The sequence below is a fragment of the Vibrio amylolyticus genome (assembly GCF_023145695.1).
In the GTDB taxonomy this organism is placed as follows: domain Bacteria; phylum Pseudomonadota; class Gammaproteobacteria; order Enterobacterales; family Vibrionaceae; genus Vibrio; species Vibrio amylolyticus.
The window spans coordinates 45,840-65,393 of the sequence record NZ_JAJHVV010000012.1; the positions used below are offsets into that span (position 1 = coordinate 45,840).

12 protein-coding genes and 4 tRNA genes are annotated in these 19,554 nt (G+C 41.6%); 13 read left to right on the forward strand and 3 right to left on the reverse strand.

Annotation, left to right across the window (positions count from 1 at the left end; all coding sequences use genetic code 11):
* Nucleotides 1–48 precede the first annotated feature (48 nt).
* The gene (locus tag KP803_RS17660) at nucleotides 49–2,220 is read left to right on the forward strand and encodes an EAL domain-containing protein (protein WP_248010191.1); all 2,172 of its coding nucleotides are present in this window, start codon (nucleotides 49–51) and stop codon (nucleotides 2,218–2,220) included.
* Here the strand turns inward: KP803_RS17660 and KP803_RS17665 are convergent.
* Nucleotides 2,183–4,546, reverse strand: a complete 2,364-nt coding sequence (locus tag KP803_RS17665) for a DNA polymerase II (RefSeq protein ID WP_248010192.1) — start codon at nucleotides 4,544–4,546, stop codon at nucleotides 2,183–2,185. The genes KP803_RS17660 and KP803_RS17665 overlap by 38 nt on opposite strands.
* 456 nt (nucleotides 4,547–5,002) lie before the next feature.
* Between KP803_RS17665 and uvrY the strand changes: the two genes are divergently transcribed.
* The 7 genes from uvrY to KP803_RS17700 all read left to right on the forward strand — a co-directional run bounded on the left by uvrY (nucleotide 5,003) and on the right by KP803_RS17700 (nucleotide 8,765).
* Complete coding sequence (gene uvrY / locus KP803_RS17670; RefSeq protein WP_102403042.1) at nucleotides 5,003–5,647, forward strand: UvrY/SirA/GacA family response regulator transcription factor; 645 nt, start codon at nucleotides 5,003–5,005, stop codon at nucleotides 5,645–5,647.
* The gene (uvrC, locus tag KP803_RS17675) at nucleotides 5,647–7,479 is read left to right on the forward strand and encodes an excinuclease ABC subunit UvrC (protein ID WP_248010193.1); all 1,833 of its coding nucleotides are present in this window, start codon (nucleotides 5,647–5,649) and stop codon (nucleotides 7,477–7,479) included. The genes uvrY and uvrC overlap by 1 nt, the downstream gene beginning before the upstream one ends.
* 48 nt (nucleotides 7,480–7,527) lie before the next feature.
* Nucleotides 7,528–8,085, forward strand: a complete 558-nt coding sequence (gene pgsA, locus KP803_RS17680) for a CDP-diacylglycerol--glycerol-3-phosphate 3-phosphatidyltransferase (protein WP_248010194.1) — start codon at nucleotides 7,528–7,530, stop codon at nucleotides 8,083–8,085.
* A gap of 232 nt (nucleotides 8,086–8,317) precedes the next feature.
* Nucleotides 8,318–8,391 (forward strand) — tRNA-Cys (locus KP803_RS17685).
* Between the two features lie 3 nt (nucleotides 8,392–8,394).
* Nucleotides 8,395–8,470 (forward strand) — tRNA-Gly (locus tag KP803_RS17690).
* Nucleotides 8,471–8,565: 95 nt separating this feature from the next.
* Nucleotides 8,566–8,652 (forward strand) — tRNA-Leu (locus KP803_RS17695).
* Nucleotides 8,653–8,689: 37 nt separating this feature from the next.
* Nucleotides 8,690–8,765 (forward strand) — tRNA-Gly (locus tag KP803_RS17700).
* A gap of 103 nt (nucleotides 8,766–8,868) precedes the next feature.
* Here the strand turns inward: KP803_RS17700 and KP803_RS17705 are convergent.
* Nucleotides 8,869–11,676, reverse strand: a complete 2,808-nt coding sequence (locus tag KP803_RS17705) for a sensor domain-containing protein (protein ID WP_248010195.1) — start codon at nucleotides 11,674–11,676, stop codon at nucleotides 8,869–8,871.
* A gap of 503 nt (nucleotides 11,677–12,179) precedes the next feature.
* Between KP803_RS17705 and KP803_RS17710 the strand changes: the two genes are divergently transcribed.
* The 4 genes from KP803_RS17710 (at nucleotide 12,180) to KP803_RS17725 (ending at nucleotide 17,688) form a co-directional block, all read left to right on the forward strand.
* Nucleotides 12,180–12,968, forward strand: a complete 789-nt coding sequence (locus KP803_RS17710) for a TetR/AcrR family transcriptional regulator (protein ID WP_248010196.1) — start codon at nucleotides 12,180–12,182, stop codon at nucleotides 12,966–12,968.
* Nucleotides 12,969–13,150: 182 nt separating this feature from the next.
* Nucleotides 13,151–15,529, forward strand: coding sequence for an efflux RND transporter permease subunit (locus KP803_RS17715; RefSeq protein ID WP_248010197.1), 2,379 nt, complete (start codon nucleotides 13,151–13,153; stop codon nucleotides 15,527–15,529).
* A gap of 173 nt (nucleotides 15,530–15,702) precedes the next feature.
* A complete protein-coding gene (locus KP803_RS17720; protein ID WP_427916968.1) occupies nucleotides 15,703–16,455 on the forward strand; it encodes an outer membrane lipoprotein-sorting protein in 753 nt (250 codons plus the stop codon).
* Nucleotides 16,456–16,461: 6 nt separating this feature from the next.
* Nucleotides 16,462–17,688 (forward strand): hypothetical protein, encoded by a 1,227-nt coding sequence (locus KP803_RS17725; RefSeq protein WP_248010198.1) that lies wholly within the window; start codon nucleotides 16,462–16,464, stop codon nucleotides 17,686–17,688.
* A 148-nt stretch (nucleotides 17,689–17,836) separates the two neighbouring features.
* On the opposite strand, the gene KP803_RS17730 is transcribed toward KP803_RS17725, so the two are convergent.
* Nucleotides 17,837–18,316, reverse strand: coding sequence for a GNAT family N-acetyltransferase (locus KP803_RS17730; RefSeq protein WP_248010199.1), 480 nt, complete (start codon nucleotides 18,314–18,316; stop codon nucleotides 17,837–17,839).
* Nucleotides 18,317–18,561: 245 nt separating this feature from the next.
* On the opposite strand from KP803_RS17730, the gene pheS reads away from it, so the two are divergent.
* Nucleotides 18,562–19,545 (forward strand): phenylalanine--tRNA ligase subunit alpha, encoded by a 984-nt coding sequence (pheS, locus tag KP803_RS17735; protein ID WP_248010200.1) that lies wholly within the window; start codon nucleotides 18,562–18,564, stop codon nucleotides 19,543–19,545.
* The last annotated feature ends 9 nt before the right edge of the window (nucleotides 19,546–19,554 follow it).

Below are 19,554 nucleotides of genomic sequence, written 5' to 3' on the forward strand. Positions count from 1 at the left end.
TAATTCGTTACTGTGTCACCGATTTCAATAGAAACCAAGTGCATATTAATGAATGTGATGAAAGGCTCTGATTCTAAAGTAGAAACTAAGAAATCTCTTGGTAAGATTTATCGCACCTTAGCGGTTCAGATTCAGGCAATTAGAGAGGGACTACTTTGGATTCTCCCGTGCTTGATGATTTCATCATTGCTCCTTTTTGTAGGTTCTGTAAGTGAATTTATTATCGGCCCAAATCAACCTTGGGTTGAGATGTGTTACCTAATCTACCACTATCTAAATGATCTTTTTCCTATCTTGCTGACAGCTGCTCTCTCGTATATTTTAGCCATGCATTGGCGATTACCTCGGCCCCCAGTCGCATTAATTTCTATTGTTTACCTAGCGATATTTAACCGACTGTTTCAAGGTACTCAAAGTGGGGAGGTAGTCGAGTTGGTTATTTCTGTGGTGACACCGCTTTATTCCATTCCACTGTTAGCCGTTCTATTTCGTCATCGATTTTTTCAAATAGTTTCTAGTAATCACATTGGACAGATTGTTAGAGAATCACTCAATTTGATTTTGCCATCAATTTTGGTTGGCTTAACCGTGATCAGTCTAAACAGTGCCGTGGTTATCGCGTTTGATACGGCGAATTTATTATCCTTTATGGAGGTGAATTATGATGAATCGCCGCTGTCTTTCGGTGTCATATTTACGGCCGTTAACTCTTTACTTTGGTTTATTGGCATTCATGGCTACTATGCTTTACTTCCTTGGATATCGATATTAGAACAAGCTATTCCCCTCGCTCAGCACAATGCAATGTTGGGCGAGATTACTGACTATGCGGTGAATTTTTCATTTATGGGGGCGTTTGTTTTTGTTGGTGGTAGTGGAGCGACCCTTGGGTTGGTTTTATCTTTGCTATTGTTTTCTAAACAAAAGCCGCTGCGTTTAATTGCTCTAGCGAGTCTTCCATTGGGCTTACTTAACATCAATGAGATATTATTGTTTGGGTTACCCATTATATTTAATCCACGTCTGTTTATTCCTTTTATATTAGCGCCGGTTCTAAATCTATTTATCGCGTACATGACCATTTCCTTAGGCTACGTATCGGTTCCAATCACAGCGCTCCCATTTAGCAGTCCTATCTTGTTCAACTCTTGGCTAGTCACCGGCGGTGATACGAATGCACCACTGCTTCAGATGATCAATATTGTTGCTTCGTTACTTGTTTATAGCCCGTTTGTGTTAGCAATGAATCGTGATAACTATGAAAAAACAATTCAATTTAACTCACTTGATACCGTTTATTCGCGTCGAAAAGAAGAAGCACTCGTACTCAAAAGTGACAGAGTTGTGGCCGCTCGTAGTATTCGACAGCGTCAGGTTGGTCTGGAACAAAAGCTAGAAGTCATCAGCCGCAAAGAGTTTTGCTTAGAGTATCAACCACAAATATGTGCTAACACACATCAAGTGACTGGGTGTGAGGCATTAATTCGAGCGATTGATGCTCAGGGTAATAAAGAGTACCCAGGCAGCTTTTTACCTTGGTTTGAGAAAGCCGGAATGATGATGGATATTGACCGCTGGGCAGTGATACAGGTCGTTAGCGATGTAAAAAAGGCACGTTCTCAAGGTTGGGCGCTAAAAACCAGTGTTAATATTACCCCTGAAACACTCCTAAACCACGCATTGGTTGAAGAGCTTTGCCGTCATATAGCTCCTGTAGGCAAATACATCAATATAGAGATAACAGAAGAGAGCCTGTTGAAAGACCATCGTTCTATTCAAAAGTCGATTAATGCATTTAGAGAGGTAGGCGCGAGCATCTATATTGATGACTTTGGCTCTGGTTTTTCATCGCTCGGTTATTTAAGCTTGTACGATATAGATGCCATTAAGATTGATCGCAGCTTTGCTCTGGCACTAGACAAAGAAAAAGGACGAAAGGTTTTTCATGGGCTATTGGGTGTCGCAGAAGAGCTAGAATTGGCGACGGTCATTGAAGGTGTGGAAACTAAAGAACAAATAAACCACATTCCTAGAAAAAATGGGGTCTCAATTCAAGGTTGGTACTACAGTAAATCGTTGCCTTATGACAACCTGCAGGCTTATATCGTCAATCAAAATAAAAATAAGGTTTTTGAGGTTGCAGATACTCTTCTTCGAAGTGAGCGAAACGAAGGGAATAAGGTTAAAAAAGGCCAAGTTGAGGCTCGGTTAAGCGAGTGAAATCTAACCCTATAAAAGGGAGAATCGCTTCACCAATGGGCTTAAGTTGTTTATCGATGTAGTGCTGATAATCAACAGGGCTTTTAACGTACTCTTTTGGCTCTGGCCCATTGATGGTGATCAGATATTCGATCCTACCTTTATTTTGGTACTGTAAAGGTCTTCCGAGCTGCTGATTAATCTCATCAGCCAGTCTGGCTGCTCTCACTTGAGGTGGAATATTCTTTTGGTATTCGTGTAGTTTACGTCTCAATCTTTTTTGGTAAGTGAGCTGGTCATCGTATTTACCCGCGAGTGTCTCTTCAACGAAAGAGCGCACGTACTGCTTTGGACACTTTCCGTGGAAAATGAGTTGATATAAATGTTGTTGAAATACCTGTGAGAGAGGTGTCCAGTCGGTTCTTGCGCTTTCTAACCCTTTAAAAATGATTTTCTCATTGTCTTTGTCACCAATAAGCCCGGCATAGCGTTTTTTCGAGCCTTTCTCTTCACCTCGAATAGTGGGCATTAGAAACTTTTTATAATGGGTTTCATACTCAAGCTCTAATATCGAGTTTAGTTGGTACTCTTTTTGTAAGTGATTTGTCCACCATGCATTTATTTTCTTTACGAGATTTTGACCAACTTTATTAGCGTCTTCTGAAGCGCATGCGGAGTTAAGCGAAACAAAGGTTGAGTCTGTATCGCCATAGATCACTTGATAGCCTTCCTCTTCTATAAGCACCTTAGTTTGCTTCATTATTTCATGACCACGCATCGTGATACTAGAGGCAAGCCTTGTATCGAAAAAACGACAACCGGAAGAGCCCAGTACGCCGTAAAATGAGTTCATGATAATTTTAATGGCTTGTGAGAACGCTTTATCATTGTTGCGTTTAGCTACATCACGAGCTTGCCAAAGGGTTTCGATCATTTGAGGTAGAAAGTGTTTGGCCCGATGAAATTGTCCACCTCGAAAGCCTGGCACGGCTTGATTGTCAGCCGTTCCAATATCTTGTTTGAGTCCTTCAATTAGACCCATAGGGTCGATTAAAAAAGAACGAATAATGGATGGATATAGGCTCTTGAAATCGAGAACTAATACAGAGTCGTATAGGCCGGGTTGAGAATCCATAACGTATCCGCCTGGGCTCGCCATCCAGTTTTCAGGCTCTAGATTTGGCGCTATGTATCCTGCTCGGTGTATTTGTGGTAGATATAGGTTGCTGAAGGCAGCAACTGAGCCCCCAATTCTATCGAGTTCTACACCCGTTAAACGTGAACGCTCGATAGCAAAGTCAATTAAATGTGTTTTTTCGAAGATTCGGTTAACAAGAACACAATCTTGCAGGTTATATTTTGCTAAAGCGGTTTTGTCTTGGCGGAACATTCGGTTTATTTCGTCCATTCGGTCGTGGACATTGTGAATGACTTTACCTTCACCGAGCATCTCTTGAGAGACGGACTCTAAAGACCAAGAACGAAAATGATAAGTGGCCGTTTTAAGTGTATCAATACCATCCATCACAACACGCCCGGGTATCGTAATGAAACTTTGCTGAGTTGTTGAGGAGGTGCGGAAGTAACTTTGCTGGCTCCCTCGACCAATCTTCAGCTTTAGTTGGTGGAATTGAGCTCGCTTATGTAACAACCGAAAGTCAAAATCAATCACATTCCAGCCGACAATAACATCAGGATCAAAGCGTTCAAACCACTGAACTAATGCTTTTAGTAGGGAAGATTCATTGTCTACCCATTCAATAGGTGTATCACTAGCTTGCTTAGTTCCAATCATGATAACTCGGCTATCCATAGCACTATCTAACCCAACAGAGTAGAGGATGCCTTTCTCTGAACATTCTATATCGAGTGACACGACCTTTAAGTTTGGAGAAAAGTGTCCTTGTCGACATTTAGTGTTCGTCACTTTTCTATATGAACTTTTCAAGGCTTCAGTCCCTGTAAATTCGATACCACCTTGAATAAAACGCTCCATTAGGTAGCGATCAGCGAGACGAATGTCAGATTCAAAAGTTGGAATATCATTTGAGTTGAAAAGGGTGACCATTTGCTGACTGTCTTTGGTGGTATGAAAGTAGCAGCCGGCTAGAGGCTCAGAATCAAAGGTTTTTAGATCCAGCGATTTGCACATCATCTGAATATTATGTTGTTGGGAAAGCTGAAATGCTTTTTGTGAAAGCGTTTGAGGGATAAAGAAGACCGGTTTTTCTTGAGTGATGACTAATTGCGCTGGGCCTTGCTCAGTGGAAAGCCATAACTCTATTTGGGTTTGATTTCCAATATCTCGAGCTTGACGCGTCAGTAGAAAGCCTTGTGATGTACTCAAAAAATGTCCTTTTCCTTACGCTGTGTCGCTGCAGTGATACGTTTTCTGCGCCACATAGTAGCAAACTATGTCGATAGAGGAAGGGGTAAACAACCGAACCAACTTTCTTGATGCATAAGTAAGCAAGTGATTTATATGTGGCGCTTAAAGTTGAAATAATAGAGCTAGAACTCCCTTTTATTACAAAATTTCTGTTAATGTGTCTAGGCTTTAGAATCTTAGTTTCATATGTGCATCAACAGTATGTGAGTTAAATTCTACTTGATAAAGTTATCGTTTAAGCTCATATTCGATGTCACTTCTTTCTAGTTGTTCTTCGTTTCCTAAAGCCAATAACGCTTTTTGAGTAACGAAAGTGCTCTGAATAAGTTAAACTTAGATTTGAAAAAGTAATGAAGCTGTAATCCACAGAAATCGGTGGGTGCAGAGCCAATTAACGAGTGTGGAGATACAAGTTTGATAAGTGTTTTCCTTGTAGATGATCACGAGCTGGTTCGCACAGGGATACGACGTATTATTGAAGACGTCCGTGGTATGAACGTAGCAGGGGAAGCTGAAAGCGGTGAGGATGCAGTAAAATGGTGTCGCAACAATCATGTTGACGTCATTTTAATGGATATGAATATGCCTGGTATTGGTGGCCTTGAAGCAACCAAGAAAATTATACGTTTTAATCCAGATATCAAAATCATTGTTTTGACTGTTCATACAGAGAATCCGTTTCCAACGAAAGTGATGCAAGCCGGAGCTGCAGGTTACCTGACTAAAGGTGCTGGCCCCGATGAAATGGTGAATGCAATTCGTATGGTAAATAGCGGTCAACGCTACATTTCCCCTGAAATTGCACAACAGATGGCATTGAGTCAATTCTCTCCAGCGTCTGAAAACCCTTTTGCCGATTTATCTGAGCGCGAGCTTCAGATTATGATGATGATCACCAAAGGTCAGAAGGTTACCGACATTTCAGAGCAGTTGAATTTAAGCCCTAAAACAGTCAATAGTTATCGCTATCGCCTCTTTAGTAAGTTAGATATTAGTGGCGATGTAGAGCTGACACATTTAGCGATAAGGCACGGGATGCTCGATACAGAGACATTATAGTGCCCCAATCTTTTGATTTTGTTTCTTTTCTGAAAACAGTGACTGATCAGCCCGGTGTTTATCGAATGTATAACACCGAGGCTGTCGTGATCTATGTTGGTAAGGCAAAAGATCTTAAAAAACGCCTTACGAGCTACTTCCGTAAAAATGTAGATAGTGAGAAAACCAAAGCTCTCGTATCTAACATTGATAAAATTGATGTAACGGTTACTCATACTGAGACCGAAGCCCTCATTCTCGAGCATAACTATATTAAGCAGTACCTGCCCAAATATAATGTGTTATTACGAGACGATAAGTCATACCCTTATATTTTTATCAGTGCTCATAAGCATCCTCGGTTATCGATTCACCGCGGGGCGAAAAAGAAAAAAGGAGAGTACTTTGGGCCTTATCCTGAATCAGGGGCCGTCAGAGAAACACTTCATCTTCTACAAAAAATCTTTCCCGTAAGACAGTGCGAAGATACGGTTTACAGTAACCGAACACGCCCGTGTTTGATGTATCAGATTGGTCGCTGTGCTGGCCCGTGTGTCTCCAGTATCATTTCAAAAGATGATTATGATGAGATTGTCGATTACGTGCGTTTATTCCTCCAGGGAAAAGACGGGCAAGTCTTAGAGCTTCTAATTCAAAAAATGGAGAAGGCGAGTTCACAACTTCGTTTTGAAGATGCAGCTAAATTTCGCGATCAAATTCAAGCGATTCGCCGTGTTCAAGAGCAGCAGTTTGTCTCAGACGACAGTATGGAAGACATGGATGTACTTGGGTTCTCTCAAGAGAACGGTATCGCTTGCATCCATATCTTGATGATTAGACAAGGTAAAGTTCTAGGAAGTCGTAGCCATTTCCCTAAAATCCCTAATAATACGACACAAGAAGAAGTCTTTTACAGCTTCTTAAGTCAGTACTATTTGAGCCATAATGAAGCACGTTCCGTCCCTAATCGTATTGTCTTTAATGGTGGTTTGGTCTCTGATACGGCTTCTCTTCAAGAAGCGATTGCGGATATAGCGGGGAGAAAGGTGAATTTTCATCTTAACGCAACTGGTGTAAGAGGCCGTTATCTAAAACTGGCTAATACTAACGCGTTGACTGCAATTACCACAAAGATCAATCATAAGATGACGATTTCTCAACGTTTTAAAGCGTTAAGAGAGGTTCTCGATCTCGATTCTATTTCTAGAATGGAGTGTTTCGATATCTCTCATACTATGGGGGAAAGTACGATTGCATCGTGCGTTGTCTTTAATCATGAAGGGCCCGTTAAACAAGAGTATCGCCGATACAATATTACTGGGATTACCGGTGGAGATGATTACGCAGCGATGGGCCAAGTGCTAGACCGCCGGTATTCTAAGCAGCTTGATGTAGAGAAAATTCCCGACATTATCTTTATTGATGGTGGTAAGGGACAACTCAACCGAGCGTTAGAGATAGTGAGTCAATACTGGGGAGACTGGCCTAAACAACCGAAATTACTGGGCATCGCTAAAGGTGTAACTCGTAAGCCTGGTTTAGAAACGTTAATTACAACAGACGGAGAAGAGTTTCATTTACCAAGTGATGCTCCTGCTCTTCATTTAATGCAGCACATACGAGATGAGAGTCATAATCACGCAATTGCGGGTCACAGAGCGAAACGTGGTAAAACTCGAAAAACCAGTGCATTGGAAGGAATTGAAGGGGTTGGACCTAAACGTCGCCAAGCGTTATTAAAGTACATGGGCGGATTGCAAGAATTAAAGCGCGCAACTGTAGAAGAAATAGCCAAAGTGCCGAGTATAAGCCATTCTTTGGCAGAAAACATTTATCAAGCATTGAAACAATAGCAAAAATCCCGCAACATAAACGCGCAATGAATAAGAGCTTTAAAAAATATGCGTTTTAATATCCCTAACATTTTGTCTCTACTACGACTTTTTCTCATTCCAGTTTTTGTTGTAGCATTTTATCTCCCATACAGTTGGGCGCCTTTTGCTGCCGCAATGATCTTTTGGGTCGCGGGCTTTACAGACTGGCTTGATGGCATGCTTGCCAGGAAGTTAGGTCAAACATCTCGGTTCGGTGCGTTTATAGACCCTGTAGCTGATAAAGTATTGGTCGCCACAGCACTGATACTCATTACTGATGACTACCATACCATTTGGATCACGATACCTGCCGTCGTCATGATAGCTCGAGAGATTATCATTTCAGCCCTTCGAGAGTGGATGGCAGAGATTGGTAAGCGAGCGAGTGTTGCGGTGTCATGGATTGGAAAGGTTAAAACAGTCTGTCAGATGTTTGCTCTATGGGTGCTGATATGGCAATACGACGATTGGATGATCTGGCTAGGTTACGCTGCTATTTATATTGCGATGATTTTGACGTTCTGGTCAATGATTCAGTATTTGATGGCCGCTAAAGACGATTTACTTAGCGAAGAGCATCAATAGAAGAAACGGGCAGTAGCCCGTTTTTTATTTTCATCTGAATTTTAACTAGTTTACTTTCGTTATATCAGCTGTTTACAGCAAGAAAAATGTACAAAATAAGCTGTGTTGAATGGAAATTAGCCAAACGATTCAAAAAACAAAAAAACGGGTTGACTCATTTGGCTGAATCCGTAAAATGCATCCCGTACCCAAGAGGAACGCTTCTAAAGAGCGAGCTGATTGAGGCTACGGCGGCGTGTTGGCAGAGTGGCTATGCAGCGGATTGCAAATCCGTGGACCTCGGTTCGACTCCGGGACGCGCCTCCATTTGCGATACTAGCTCAGTTGGTAGAGCGCAACCTTGCCAAGGTTGAGGTCATCGGTTCGAACCCGATGTATCGCTCCAAATTTTAAGGTGTAGATTTATATAATGCATCAAAGATGGTGTCTAACTCACTCTAAAGAGTGCAATTATTAGAAGCATCGCAACAAGTTTTGCGTGCCCTGGTGGTGGAATTGGTAGACACAAGGGATTTAAAATCCCTCGGCGTTCGCGCTGTGCCGGTTCAAGTCCGGCCCGGGGCACCATCTATTAAGTCTTTTACTTTTAAAAAGTATTAGCAACGCGATACTAGCTCAGTTGGTAGAGCGCAACCTTGCCAAGGTTGAGGTCATCGGTTCGAACCCGATGTATCGCTCCAATTTCGAAAGAAACGAAAAGCCCTAACAGAAATGTTAGGGCTTTTTTGTATGCCTTATTTAGGTAGTTATTCAGATCAGCGGGTGTCTTAACTTAATGGCTTATCAAGAGTGGTTTGAGTTACCTTGGTAGAAATTCATAACGTTGGTGTCGAGTGTCGAATCACCGTTATTGTATTGGTTAGCAAGTAGCTTGGTCATTTCCTCATGTGGTACAGGTTTGCTAAAGAGATAGCCTTGAGCAATATTACATTTTTCGCTCTGTAAGTATGAAAGCTGTTCGGTTGTTTCTACTCCTTCAGCTACGACTTGAAGCCCCATATTATGTGCCATCACAATTGTTGCTTTAACCAATGCTTGGTCATGTGTATTTTGGGTAATATCCGAAATGAAACAGCGATCAATTTTGAGAACATCAAATTGATAGTTCCGTAAATAACTTAATGAAGAGTAGCCTGTTCCAAAGTCATCCATTGACAATTTAATGCCAAACTTTCTGAGATCATTAAGACTATTTTTAATATTAGAATGCCCTTTTAATAGGACTCCCTCCGTTATTTCGATTTCAACGGTACTGGGGGCGACATTACAACGGATGATGGCATCTTTAACAAACGTTACAAAATTAGGGTCGATAAACTGCCTCGGTGAAACGTTGATAGCGATTTGTAAATTTTCGTTTAACGTTCGTTGCCATTGACTAATTTGTTTGAGTGACTGCGTTATAACAAATTCACCAAGTAGAATAATGGCACCAGTTTGCTCGGCTATAGGAATAAACTCATCTGGATAAATATCATCAAGGATAGTGTTGCACCAACGAACTAACGCTTCAGCACCAATAATCTGTCCGGTTTTAATATCTATTTGAGGTTGGTAATGAACTGAGAATTCATTTCGGCTAACCGCACCATGTAATTGCTCTTCGATAGCCAATCGTCTCGAGACTTTCTGGTTCATATCGTCAGTAAAGAATGAGTATCGATTACGCCCTTGATCCTTAGCATTGTACATAGCAGAGTCGGCATTACGTAAAAGAGTAGAAGCGCTTTCACCATCGGAAGGGAAGAGAGAAATACCAATGCTTGTTGTCAGAACTAATTCACGTGTATCAATTTTAAAAGGAACCCGAAATTGCTTCATGATTTTCGTTAAGACGGGTTGAATGTCTGAGACTTTTTTAAATGAGGTGAGTAACACGAGGAATTCATCTCCCCCCAAACGAGCGACAGTGTCAGTCCCTCGAACTGTATTTACTAAACGTTCGGAGGCTTTTATAAGAAGCTTATCACCAGTATCGTGACCCAATGAGTCATTCACTTTTTTAAAATCATCAAGATCGATAAATAGAACAGCAGCTAGTGTTGATTTTCGTTTAGACTCGCTGATGAGTTGCTCAAGTCTATCGAGTACCAAAAATCGGTTCGGTAAGTTGGTCAGTGAGTCATAGTAGGCTTGGTGTTTAATATGCTCTTCTTGAATTCTTCGTTCTGTAATATCGATTACAATCCCGATTGAACGCAAAGGGTTACCTAGATCGTCGTAATAGGTTTCGCAGCTTTCTCTAACATACTTTATTCTTCCATCTTTCATGAGCAGCCGGTGTTCAATTTTATAGGGCTTTTTTGATTTCAAAGACGATAAGTAAGCGTGTTCAACTATGTCACGGTCATCTGGATGTATCGTCTCAACGAAAGCTTCGTAGGTTGCTCCAAATTTGTTTTTGTCAATTTGGAAAATGCGATAGATTTCATCACTCCACGTAAGATGATCATCAACGATATCGAATTCCCATGATCCCATCTGAGCAATCTGTTGCGCTTTCTTTAAACTAACTTCACTTTTGATTAGCTTTAATTCAGCATTTTTTCTGGCGGTAATATCTTCCTTAATTGCAATGTAATTGTATATTACGCCTGTGCTGTCTGAAATAGGGGCAAAATGAACATTTTCATAATAGATCTCGCCATTTTTCTTCTTGTTACTTAATTCGCAATCGTATGGCTCTCCATTTGTAATATGTTCAAAAATCTTTTTATAGACACTGCTCTCAGTAAAGCCAGATTGCAGAATATTAGGGTTTTTTCCGATAACCTCATCAGAAGAATACCCGGTTAAATCTTGGAAATGTTGATTCACATAGACAATGTTGATCTTATCATCTGTAATCATGACTGATACTGGGCTTTGGTCAATGGCTAGTGAAAGCAGATGGATTCGTTCTGAGGTATCAACTTCTTGTTTGACAAGTTTTTCTATTGCTCGTAACTCTTTTCTCGTGATCAAAAGGCCAATGAGTATGCTGAAAAAAGTAAAAATATAGAAAAACCAGAGCTGACTTTTTTCCATTTCATCAAGTTGTATTTCAATGATTTCTTGTTCAGAAAAATGCAATTTACCTAGTTGATCTAAGGGAGAGATTAAGCTAACTAGGTCGATGAGGATGATTTTAGACGGTAGCGTCTCTTTTGCGCCGTCTTCTTGGTGCTTCAGTAAATTGCTAAATTTAGATTCTAGTTCTTGGATTAAAGAGTCAAATTTGCCTTCTGAATGTCGCCGGTGTATCTCTAAGAGCTGTGTGATCTCATTTTCTATTATGTGGGTAGAAGCCACGTTACTAAATTCACTATTAGGTTGACCAATATACATTTCAAACTTTGTTTGGCTGTTTTGATCAAGCAGATCGAAGGCTTCATGGTATTTGTATAACCGAATTTCCTTCAATGCACGAAGAATGTGTTCAGAACTTTTTTGGTGATAGCTATTTAGGTGATCTTTTACACTGTTCGATGAATGAACCTGCCAAGAAATATAGCCAATAGTAGCTGCTGATAAAATTAGAATAATCAAAAACAGCTGGTATATATTACGTCGAAGCGTTTTCGTCCAACTTGCGTTAGCTTGGGATATCATAGGTACTAGCTCTTGGAAGCAATGACTAAAGCTTAGTAGGCAAGTACGTTATATCAAGTTGTGGTTAGTTCAAGATTCAAGAAGACAATGCAACTTTACTCTTAGTGAGCCTAATCGAAGTGCTAAACTCTGGTTTTTACCTTACTGAGCAACGATTTGAATAACTGTTCTAAGTTGTTCAACCCAGAGCAAGCCTTATCGTTAGACGTTGGCAAAGGGTTTGATGTCGATGAGATACGCTTTCAATAACGAAGATTGATCAGCACGATTTTAGATAGAGAGGGCTTGGTCTCCATTTTTTAGCCTTAATTTATCGCAATAACAAGACAGTGGATTAGCTTGGTGAATGTAATTGAAATTAACTCTTGATATGCTCAATGAATGATCTATTATGACGATGTGTCAAAAATGACGAAGTGTCACAAAAGGTGAAGTACACAGATTTTGCATTCGTGTTACAATTGTAGAGTAGAGGAGTTTTAACGAAGGCGGATTGAAATAGCATGTTTGGCTTTAGCTGTAATAAAAGTGATGAAAAGAAATCGCAAGGTTGTCCATTTGGCTTGTCCAAAAAACAACAAGCGATCGCAGACCGAGAAGTAGAGCTAACCTTGTTAGCCAAAAATCTTGTTCAGGAACAGGGCTTTGGTAACTTAACAATGGATAAGCTTACGGCAGCTAGCCCGTATTCTAAAGGGACAATCTATAACCACTTTTGTAGTAAAGAAGATGTTATTTTGGCGTTATGTATCCATTCGTTAAAGACCGAAGCTTTGCTATTCGCACGTATTGGGGGCTTTGAAGGGAGCACAAGAGAATTAGTCATTGCTATGCATGTTGCGCTTCGTGTTTATGCACGTATGGAGCCAGTGTTATCAACGTGTGCGATCATGGCGAAAAGCCCTTGGGTTCTTGAAAAGGCCTCTCCAGAACGGCTTGTTGAGCTTAATCAGTTGGAAGAAAAGGTGATCGGACAAGCAGACGAATTAACCAATTTAGCTGCTGAAAACGGTGACTTGAAATTCTCTTCTGGAGTAGGCTCCGATGCGATAGTATTTGCAAATTGGTCAATTGCTTTTGGTTCCAATGCATTAACGCAGAATGCGTCAAATAGCCATTGTATCAGTCGCTTACAGGACCCGTTTTCAGTACTGCATAATGCAAATATGTTACTTGATGGCTTAGGTTGGAAACCGCTTTCTACTGAGTGGGATTACCGAAAAACCTGGCGTCGAGTAGAAAGAGAGTTATTCAGTGAAGAAGTGGCGTATTTAGAGTCAGTTGGTCGTTAAATAGCTTCTTGTTAAAAAAGCCCATTAGAAATGGGTTTTTAAATCACTGTTTGTGACGATTCGTCAAAAAGCCCGTGTTTATCTAATGGTCTTTATTGATACATGTGCATCGCTCTTAAATCAGCACACCGGCTGGTTTTTTTATTGCGATAGTTGACGAAACGTCACAAACGGAGACTGTGATGAACCCATCTAATCCACCACTAAAGCAACTTAATGGTTGGTTTACACTACCAACAAGGCTCACTTTTTGGGTGATGTTAACCACAATATCACTGGTTGTTGTCGCCACATTAGGCGCAAAAAATCTGTACTTTCGAGGGGATTACAATATCTTCTTCGAAGGTTCGAACAAACAGCTTGTGGCGTTTGATGAAATTCAAACGACATTCGCAAAATCTGATAATTTATCCATCGTCATTGCGCCTAAGCAAGGTGATATTTTCACGCCTGAAATCCTAACATTGGTCAAAGATATCACCAAAGATGCATGGCAAGTCCCTTATTCTAGTCGTATTGATTCACTTTCTAATTTCCAACATACAGAAGCATCCGAAGACGACTTGATTGTTGAGGATTTGATTTATGAGGGATACTCATTAACCAATGAACGCATTCAAAAAATCAGACGTATTACGCTGACTGAGCCTGCTTTAGTTAATTCTGCAATCTCTAGCAAAGGTGATGTCACTGTTGTCAATGTGACGGTTCAGCTTCCAGAAGTCGATAAAACAGCGGAAGTTCAAGAGGTCATCGCGAGCGTTAATCAAATCGTTGACCACTACCAAGCTGAATATCCGGATGTTGAGTTTCATAAGGCTGGCATCATAGCGATGAACAATGCGTTTATGCAGTCGGCTCAGTCTGATACGTCGACGCTAGTTCCAGCTATGTTGATAGTGATTTTAGTCTTTCTCACCGTGATGCTTCGTTCTATTTTTAGCGTGATTGCAACGTTAATCGTCATCATAGGCTCTGTGGCTGCAACGATGGGGCTATCAGGTTGGGCGGGCATGTTTCTTAGTACCGCGACCGTTAACATTCCAACACTCGTTATGACACTGGCGGTTGCGGACTGTGTACATGTCATCGCCACAATGCGACAAAATATGCAGAACGGGTATGAAAAGAGGTTTGCGATTGATCAGAGTATCGCAGTTAACTTTATGCCGATCCTTATTACGTCAGTGACCACTGCCATTGGCTTTTTAATGATGAACATGTCGGACTCTCCAGTTTTAAGAGACTTTGGTAATTTGGCTGCGCTGGGTGTAATGATCGCGTGTTTCCTATCTGTATCATTGCTTCCTGCCATGTTGAAGTGGCTGCCGATGCGAGTAAAAGAGAATCAGAACACGGCGTCAAACCGATTCATGGATGGCCTAGGAAACTTTGTGGTAAATAATCGCAAAGCTCTGTTGCCGCTATCTGTCGTTGCCATTGTAGTTTCTGCGGCGTTGATTCCACTTAATAAAGTAAACGATGACTCGGTTAAATATTTTGATCAACGAAGCGAGTTCCGTCGCGCCGCTGATTTTATGGAAAAGCGCATTAGTGGCATGACCAACATCAGCATTGCGATTAAGACAAATGAATCGCAAGGGATCGCCGATCCGGTATTTTTACAGACCATCGGCGACTTTAGTGAATGGTTACGCTCTCAACCGGAAACGGATCATGTCGCGACGTTATCGGACGTCTATAAACGTCTGAATAAAAACATGCATGGTGATGATAGCCGTTACTACCAATTGCCTTTGGATAGAGAATTAGCCGCGCAATACTTACTGCTTTATGAAATGTCTTTGCCTTATGGTTTGGACCTGAACAATCAGATCAACGTTGATAAATCATCTATCAAAATGGTGTTAACAATAGATAACCTCGGTAGCGTAGAGTTGGTTGAACTGGAAGAGCGTATGTACGCGTGGTTCAAATCCAATGCGCCACAATATGATGTTGTCGCATCAAGCCCGTCGCTCATGTTTGCCCACATTGGTGAAACCAACATGACGAGTATGCTTTCTACGCTGCCAATTACGCTCATTTTGATCTCTGCACTCATGATCTTTGCACTGCGCTCTTTGAGATTAGGCATCATCAGCATCGTGCCTAACATAGCCCCTGCCTTGATTGGTTTTGGTATTTGGGCACTGGTCTCTGGAGAGATAAACCTTGGACTATCCGTTGTTGTGACACTAACGCTTGGTATTGTCGTCGATGACGCGGTTCACTTCTTATCGAAGTATCAGCGTGCTCGTAAACAGGGCCAAAATGCAGAACAAGCGGTACGTTACGCATTTCAGACTGTAGGTCGAGCACTTTGGATTACCACAATTGTTCTCGTAGCAGGGTTCTCGGTCTTGGCTATGTCTTCATTCAGGCTCAACGCTGATATGGGACAGTTAAGTGCCATTGTCGTCTTTATTGCGCTAGTGGTGGACTTCCTGTTCCTACCAACGTTGTTGATGTTGTTCGATAACAAAGAGTACGTCCGTGAGCCAGAAACGCCAGAAACTAAAGAGATTTTGATCCCTAATAAACCGATCACCAATGCTTAGCAAACACTGAATCAGTGTCCATGTAAGTATTTGATTATAGGAATTGAATTAGCCTACATGGACATCAAGCGATTGAATCTAGACGATACAAGGAATGAATGATGAACGTATTAGACACTCAACTAAATAATAAACACATACCATCTTGGATGACTAAAGCTGCTTTGGTTGTCATGGTCTCTCTCGGCGTTTCACTGCCTGTTTCTGCAAATATTGAAAAAGGTTTGGAGATTGCTACTGAACGAAAAAATCGAGATGAAGGGTGGGGCGACTCAGTAGCAACAATGCAGATGCTGTTGAAAAATGCACAAGGTGAAAGCAGCACTCGCTTGATGCGCTTAAAATCATTAGAAGTTAAAAACGATGGTGACAAAGGGTTAACGATATTTGAAGAGCCTAGAGACGTGAAAGGTACGGCTTTTTTGAATCACTCTCATACCGTTGAGGCTGACGACCAATGGTTATACTTACCAGCTTTGAAGCGTGTGAAACGCATCTCGTCTAGAAACAAGTCAGGTCCATTTATGGGCAGCGAGTTTGCTTATGAAGACTTAAGCTCATTTGAACTGGAAAAATACTCCTTTAATTTTCTTAATGACGATGTCATTGACGGTACAGAGACGTTTGTTCTAGAGCAGATACCAACTGACAAGAACTCAGGCTATACCAAACAAGTCGTTTGGCTTGAGAAACAAGAATACCGCCCATTGAAGGTAGAGTTTTATGACCGTAAAGGTGCGTTACTGAAGACCTTAACGTTCACTGACTATAAGCAATATTTGGATCAATACTGGCGTGCACACACGATGGCGATGCAAAACCACCAAACCGGTAAAAGTACAATATTGACGACCAGTGATCTCGCATTCAAAACCGGTCTTAATGACAGTGACTTTCAGAAAAACACGCTGAAACGTGTAAGGTAGCGCGCAATGAAAAGGAGTCGGAAGTCGTTAAAACAATTGGGTGCGACGTTAACCGTCGTATCCGGCACCTTATTGGCGTTACAATGTCACGCTGATGATTCGTTGTCTGAGCAAATAGAACTGGCTGGACAAGTGAATGTAGAGCATCGCCAGTTTTTCTCGCCCGGTGAGCAAGGGCAAGGAAAAGGCCAATCTTCTATCGTCGCTGCTCCTGAGTTCTATTGGCAATCGACCGCAGGAAATGGAAGTTTCACTTTTACCCCATTTTATCGTTTGGACAGTATGGACGATGAGCGAACTCATGGCGATATTCGCGAAGCGCTGTATCTGACTTATTGGGATGATTACGAGCTGCGTGTTGGTGTTGGAAAAGTCTTTTGGGGCGTCACTGAATCGAGCCACTTGGTGGACGTTGTTAACCAATCTGACGCTATTGAATCACTTGAAGGGGAAGACAAGCTAGGTCAGCCGATGGTGCACTTTACTCCAATCAAAGAGTGGGGAACGGTGGATGCACTCGTGCTCCCTTATTTTCGAGAGCGGACTTTTGCCGGAGTAGATGGGCGAATTAGGCCAATACTTCCGGTATCTAACGATGCTTTGTACGAATCCTCGAGAGAAGAGAAGCACATAGATGCTGCTTTGCGTTACAGCCAAATGCTAGGGGATTGGGATGTAGGACTTAGTTACTTCTACGGGACGAACCGCGATCCGTATTACCAGTTAAACACGGGCGGGACTGAAGCAACACTACAACCTTATTACGCACAGATGAGCCAAGTTGGTTTGGATGTACAAGGTATTGTTGGCGATTGGTTGTTAAAACTGGAAACGATCTATCGCGATAGTTTTGACAATCATACTGGTCTTGCAACTGGGTTTGAGTACACCATCGTTGGCCCTTTTGAATCATATTGGGATGTGGGATTAATTGCTGAGTATCTTTACGACAGTCGAGGCAATAACGCTCAAACGCCAAATCAGAATGATATTTTTGCAGGTGTTCGTTTGGCGTTAAATGATGAAGACGGGACTGAGGTACTTACAGGTATTACTCAAGATTTAGATAATAGCGATGTATATAGCGCAAAGTTGGAAGCTTCAAGTCGTATTACCAATCAACTCAAGTGGCAAGTAGACGCTTGGTTATTTGAAAATGAAACTCCGACCGATTTACTCTATTTTGCTCGCAAAGATGATTTTGTTGAGGTGTCTTTAGAGTACTATTTTTAGTGTTGATTATATTTGGATGAGTGTTGTTAACAGTAAGAATAAGGCGTTGTGAGACGCCTTATTCGTTCGTTGTTAATATCGTTACTAGAGCCTACCATTGGCCTGTACGATTTGGAGTGTGCAACTAACTGACTGGTAAAGCTTCGACTTAAAGCTCTTTTATCATCCATACATCACAATTACCATGAATTGTGCCTTCTAAAGGTTTCTTCAAATGTTCGAAACCGAGCTTTTCATATAAAGAAATAGCTGACTTCATACTTGATAACGTATCTAGATAGCAGTGAGTGAATCCTTGTGATTTCGCATAACTTAAACACTCTAGTGTTAACTCTTTTCCTACACCAAAGCCTCGACCAGTGGGTAATAGAAAGAGTTTTTTAAGTTCACAGATGGTTTGAGAATCACCAAAAGGTGCGACTCCGCTTCCGCCTACGATTTCATTGTTAATTAAGGCGATTAGGTATCGGCTACGTTTATCTTCTGTGTAATACGCACTCATTTGTGCAACTTCTGCATCGCTAGGCCCAAAACCTTCTCCAACGGCACCAAACTCCTCACCAACTTTTTTGATGATTTTTTGTATGGTTTCATCGTGTTTGGGCTGAATTTTATCGATGGTTAACATAACGAACTCTAATGAAAAATGATGTTGTATAAGATTAATGGGAGTACTTGAGGTTAAATTCAATCGTCGGGGTTGTTTTTTTCATCAATAGGGTGAGATATGGGCAATTCAATTTGGCTTTAGATGTGGGTTTCGCTACTATGTACAGCTATTTGAAAATGCCCAAGAATCCCGTGCTGGGACCCTTATGGACACTACCACTTATGCCTTTCCAATGTAGGAAGTCATAGGTAGATGAGGAAACGATGCAACATCTAGAAGAGATTATTGCTAATGCTACTACTGCGATTAACGCGGCAGAGTCATTGGTTGCACTTGATGAAGTGCGAGTTCAGTACTTAGGTAAGAAAGGCGAGCTTACGGCTCAGCTTCAAAGCCTTGGTAAACTACCACCTGAAGAGCGTCGTACTGCTGGTCAAGAGATCAACAAAGCGAAAGGCGCAGTTCAACAAGCAATCGTTGCTCGCAAAGACGCACTACAACGCGCTGAGCTAGAAGCAAAATTGGCTGCTGAAACTATCGATGTGACCCTACCAGGTCGTCGTATCGAGAACGGTGGTTTACACCCAGTTACTCGTACTGTAGAGCGTATTGAACAGTTTTTCGGTGAACTTGGCTTTAGCACTGAATCAGGCCCTGAAATTGAAGATGCATTCCACAACTTTGATGCTCTGAACATTGCTGAAGATCACCCGGCACGTACTGATCACGATACTTTCTTCTTTAACCCTGACTTGATGTTACGTACGCACACTTCTGGTGTTCAAATCCGTACGATGGAAAATGGCAAACCGCCATTCCGCTTCATTGCACCAGGCCGTGTTTACCGTAACGATTACGATCAAACTCACACGCCAATGTTCCACCAAGTGGAAGGTATGTTAGTTGACGAAAATGTTAACTTTGCACAGCTTAAAGGCATCTTAAATGATTTCCTATGTAACTTCTTTGAAGAAGAAGTTGAAGTGCGTTTCCGTCCTTCTTACTTCCCGTTTACTGAGCCCTCAGCTGAAGTTGACGTAATGGGTAAGAACGGTAAATGGCTTGAAGTTCTAGGTTGTGGCATGGTTCACCCTAATGTTCTTCGCAGTGTTGGTATCGACCCTGAGAAATACTCTGGTTTTGCATTCGGAATGGGTGTTGAACGTCTAACGATGCTTCGTTACGGCGTAAACGACCTACGTGCGTTCTTCGAGAACGACTTACGTTTCCTTAAACAGTTCAAGTAATTCAAGGGT

What these genes read in the sequence shown, in the direction of transcription:
- KP803_RS17660 (WP_248010191.1), top strand. Translation starts at nt 49, where the DNA reads ATGAATGTGATGAAAGGCTCTGATTCTAAAGTAGAAACTAAGAAATCT.
- pgsA (WP_248010194.1), top strand. Translation starts at nt 7,528, where the DNA reads ATGCGTTTTAATATCCCTAACATTTTGTCTCTACTACGACTTTTTCTC.
- KP803_RS17705 (WP_248010195.1), bottom strand. Translation starts at nt 11,676, where the DNA reads ATGATATCCCAAGCTAACGCAAGTTGGACGAAAACGCTTCGACGTAAT.
- KP803_RS17710 (WP_248010196.1), top strand. Translation starts at nt 12,180, where the DNA reads ATGTTTGGCTTTAGCTGTAATAAAAGTGATGAAAAGAAATCGCAAGGT.
- KP803_RS17715 (WP_248010197.1), top strand. Translation starts at nt 13,151, where the DNA reads ATGAACCCATCTAATCCACCACTAAAGCAACTTAATGGTTGGTTTACA.
- KP803_RS17720 (WP_427916968.1), top strand. Translation starts at nt 15,703, where the DNA reads ATGGTCTCTCTCGGCGTTTCACTGCCTGTTTCTGCAAATATTGAAAAA.
- KP803_RS17725 (WP_248010198.1), top strand. Translation starts at nt 16,462, where the DNA reads ATGAAAAGGAGTCGGAAGTCGTTAAAACAATTGGGTGCGACGTTAACC.
- KP803_RS17730 (WP_248010199.1), bottom strand. Translation starts at nt 18,316, where the DNA reads ATGTTAACCATCGATAAAATTCAGCCCAAACACGATGAAACCATACAA.
- pheS (WP_248010200.1), top strand. Translation starts at nt 18,562, where the DNA reads ATGCAACATCTAGAAGAGATTATTGCTAATGCTACTACTGCGATTAAC.